3 protein-coding genes are annotated in these 4,247 nt (G+C 42.8%); all 3 read right to left on the minus strand.

The window, feature by feature from the left end; all coding sequences use genetic code 11:
• Nucleotides 1–1,608: carboxylesterase/lipase family protein (locus ABZB17_RS20955; RefSeq protein ID WP_372653311.1), on the minus strand; the 1,608-nt coding region annotated here is incomplete at its 3' end.
• 7 nt (nucleotides 1,609–1,615) lie between these two features.
• A complete protein-coding gene (locus ABZB17_RS20960) occupies nucleotides 1,616–2,824 on the minus strand; it encodes an alpha/beta hydrolase (RefSeq protein WP_372653312.1) in 1,209 nt (402 codons plus the stop codon).
• Nucleotides 2,825–2,850: 26 nt separating this feature from the next.
• Nucleotides 2,851–3,990: an alpha/beta hydrolase-fold protein gene (locus ABZB17_RS20965; protein WP_372653314.1), complete on the minus strand. Its 1,140-nt coding sequence runs from the start codon at nucleotides 3,988–3,990 to the stop codon at nucleotides 2,851–2,853.
• Between the last annotated feature and the right edge of the window lie 257 nt (nucleotides 3,991–4,247).

The following is a 4,247-nucleotide window of genomic DNA, read 5'->3' on the forward strand; positions in this document are numbered from 1 at the left end:
CAGTTTATACCGGTCGTTGATAACTGAACATTCTGTATCAATTCGCATAAGCGAACGCTCCTGTAAATTGTAAGCCGGCCATTCCGGCTGACCTTTGGCTGCTGGTTTTCCGTTGCGCGCGAAACTGGTCCATAACGAAGTAAAGTTCTGTGAAGCTTCAAAGCGGTCGTCTTTTGTACCGGCCATTCCCCCTTCCACATTGTAAAACTTAAAAGGAATATCCAGTGCGTGCATCGAACCTGCTTCAAATTCAGTTCCGGGAATTTTCATGTTCGATTTATAACCGAAGTTGTACAAATATGCAGAAGCTCCGCCTTGTTTGGCTTTTCTTTCCGCTATTGTAATTGATCCCAGTCCCATCATCATAATCGAACGAATAGCAATATATATTTCGCCGGGCGTTTTTTCAGGATGCGCTTCGTGGTATGTTTTTCGGATAAGTTCTGCATTTTCACCAAAGTCGTTTTGCAAGCGTTTTTTTAGTTCTTCTTCTGTAAGGGTGAAAACTTCTGAATCCCCACTCATCATGGCAAAGAAGATATGCTCATCTTCGTTCCAGCCGGTTAATAAAGGTTTATCTTTTGAGAAAACAGGAGCCGTTGGCTCGAACGGGTGGCTGGGTAAAACCACCCCATCTTTTACCGCACCAAAACTACCTACGCCAGAGTTCCCAATTCCGTAAAATCCACTGGAGCGTGCACTTGGTTTTCGTGGAAGTTTAGACGATGCTTCCAGCAATTTTTCGGCCGGTATTTCCAGTAGCTTTTTCCAGTCGTTTTTTGAGATATTGAAATAATTCAACAGTTCGATTGTAGTTTGAGCCGCATCTTCAGCTTCGATAATTTCAACGCCGGGGCCACTTTCAACCGATGCTTTGTTAAAATAGGGAGCGGCTTCGGGCATGGCATACAAACAAGATGTTTTCATGCCGCCACCCGATTCGCCAAAGATCATTACGTTTTGCGGATCGCCGCCAAACTGTTCAATATTTTCGTTTAACCATTTTAAGGCCACAGCAATGTCCTGAACTCCGCGGTTTCCCGATCCGTGGTATTCTTCACCAGCAAATTCATCGAGGTAAAGAAAACCAAGCAAGCCCAGGCGGTGATTTGTTTCAACCACCACCACATCGTACATTCGGGCCAGATTGCTGCCATCGGCTGTTACTGAACCTCCCGAGCCTGTCTGAAATCCACCTCCGTGATTATACACCATAACAGGGCGTTTTTTATTGTCGTTGGCAGGTGTCCAGATATTTAAAACCAGGCAATCTTCAGATGGGTCGGGCTCATTCAGTCCGTAAGTTTGATTTGCTGGCTGAATTGAAGGATTTCCCAATTGCAAGGCATCACGAACTCCTGTCCATGGTTTTACAGGTGCAGCTTTTTTAAACCTGTTTAGCCCCGATGCATCAGCGGCATAAGGAATTCCTTTGAAAATGTTTACACCATTTTCGCGGTAACCGCGCAACTTACCGTATTTGGTATCGGCAATTTGGTAATCTGTTGAAAAACCCGGCCACGCCCTTGTTATTCCGGGTAACAGAATAAAGGGCAGCGTGGCTTCGGTTGTTCGTTGTATAAATTGTCGTCTTGAGAAATCCTTCATCAAACTATTATTTAAATAATTTAGGGGCAAAAGTATTTAGATAAATCCGCCAGTTGGCCCAGGTATGTCCGCCGGGCGTAACAAAAAATTCATGTTTACAACCGGTATCGGTAAGCATTTTATCGAGTGTTTTTGCTGACTCAAAAAGGAAATCAGTATCTCCGCAAGCCAGAAAGTACAATTTGTAACCTTCTTTTTTCAGCGCTTTAAACTGTGTTTCGTAATTTTTCATTTCCTTTTCAATATCAGCTTCACTGTTTCCAAAGCGCATTCCTATTCCCATACTTAACGGGCAGATGTAATCGAAAAATCCCGGATACATTAAAGAAGTGGAAATAGTGTGTCCGCCACCCATTGAAAGACCTGCAATGGCGCGTGATTTTGGACGTGCATCCACACGATATGTTTTTTCAATAAACGGGACAATGTCTTCGACTATGCTTTTAGGATACATATTTCCCATCATTCCCATTCCCTGGGCATTAGGATCTATTGGTTTTTCATCAATCATTAAAGTACGTGCAGCATACTGCGTTGGATTTCCATTTGGCATTACACAGATCATCGGTTTTGCCAGGCCTTTTTCAATCAGGTTGTCTAAAATCTGGCAGGCACGTCCCATTGTACTCCATGCATCTTCGTCGCCACCACCACCATGCAACAGGTAAAGCACCGGATATTTGTCTTTACTGTTAGCATATCCGTACGGAGTATAAACAAACAAACGGCGGGTCATTCCCAAAGTTGGAGAATTGTACCAAACCTGGTTAAGATTACCGCGTTCATTGGCTTCAAAGTAATTTTCAGTTCGTTCTCCCGGAACCAACAACACACTGAGGTAGCGTGTACCATCGCGTTGCATAAAAATATTGTTGGGATCGTTTACACTCATTCCGTCAACAATAAAACTATAGGTATAAAGTTCCGGTTCGGGCAGAGGAATTGTTACCGTCCACAAACCTTTATCACCTTTTACCATGTCAATATTTCCCGGCATATCCATTGTTCCGAACGAAGTTTCTACTTTTTGAGTTGGCGCAAAACCACCCGTAAGTTTAACATCATCGGCATAAGGAGCCGAAAAGCGGAAAGTAATTCCATTGTCTCCAATTTCAGGCGAAACAATAGGCTCGCGTCCCATAAAGTTGCCTATTTCCTGAGCAAAAGAGCCCACGCAAATAAACAGGGCTATGATTAAAATTGTATATTTTTTCATCTCTATTAATTGATTGATTTAAAACTCTATTTAAAAAGCAGAGGTGCAAAAGTATTCAGGTAAATCCGCCAGTTTGCCCAAGTATGGCCACCTTCGGTAACAAAAAATGTATGTTCCATACCGTTGCGGGTAAGCGCTTCATCAAGATTGATACTACTTTTGTATGCCAGGAAATCGTCTTTTCCACAGCCAATCCAGTACAATTTATATCCGGCAACTTTAATTTTCTGCAATTGAGGATCAATTACACCAGGCTCCCCTCTCATTCCTGAACTCAATGGCAGAATGTAATCGAATGTGCCCGGGTAATTAACGGTAACAGAAGTTGTATGTCCGCCACCCATTGAAAGGCCGGAAACAGCTCTGGCCTCAGGTTTGGCAATAACGCGATAATGACCTTCGATGTATGGAATAATGTCTTTTACAAGACTGTTTATGTAATCATTTCGGGTGGCCTCATTGCGGTAATCAAATGGTTTCTCTTCGAGTAATTGTGTTTTTGCAGCCTGCTGCCCCGGATTTCCGTTTGGCATCACACAAATCATTGGTTTTGCCAGTCCTTTTTCAATCAGGTTATCCAGTATCTGGCGGGCGCGCCCCATGGTACTCCAGGCATCTTCGTCGCCACCACCACCGTGTAGCAAGTATAAAACGGGGTAATCTTCGCCGCTGGTTTCGTAGCCGTTAGGCGTATAAACAAACATGCGGCGTTTTGTGCCAATTGTTGGTGAATCGTACCAAACTTTTGAAAGATTTCCGTGTTCATTAGCCTCAAAATAATTTTCAGTCAGCTCTCCCGGAACAAGTAACACACTCAGGTAACGAGTTCCATCGCGCTGCATAAAAACGTTGCGGGTATCGTTAACCACCAAACCATCAACAATAAAATTGTAGGTGTACAGTTCCGGCGATGGAGTTGGAATACTTAGAGACCAAACACCGGCAGTATCTTTCATCATGTTAACAGATGAATTTCGGGCTTCCATCCACGAGCCATATAAGCGTACTAATTTGGCATCGGGTGCTGTTATTCGAAAAGTAACAGTCTTTTCTCCAAACTCAGGAGAAATTACGGGCGCACGTCCCATAAAATTTGCTAATTCCTGAGCATTGGAACCCAGAACTACAAAAAAGCAAAATAGTGCAAGGAAAAGTTTTTTCTTCATTTTTTAAGTTTATTGGTTTAATACATATTGAAGATCCGGTTTTAGCCGGATCTTCTATCTAACTAAACTGACCATAACGTGTATAAACACGGTCGGAATTATAATTTTTCAGGCCAATCAAAATCGCTGTTATCCATTCTGAAAAAGCGGGCTGCATTATTAAAGAGAATATCTCTTTTTTGGTCTTCTGATAAAAATTGCGAGTGCTCAATCACTCCCATTGATGTTTCTATCATGCGTGGCCAGGTCATAAAATC

The sequence above is a fragment of the Draconibacterium sp. genome, assembly GCF_041583095.1.
Classification (GTDB): domain Bacteria; phylum Bacteroidota; class Bacteroidia; order Bacteroidales; family Prolixibacteraceae; genus Draconibacterium.

What these genes read in the sequence shown, in the direction of transcription:
- ABZB17_RS20960 (WP_372653312.1), bottom strand. Translation starts at nt 2,824, where the DNA reads ATGAAAAAATATACAATTTTAATCATAGCCCTGTTTATTTGCGTGGGC.
- ABZB17_RS20965 (WP_372653314.1), bottom strand. Translation starts at nt 3,990, where the DNA reads ATGAAGAAAAAACTTTTCCTTGCACTATTTTGCTTTTTTGTAGTTCTG.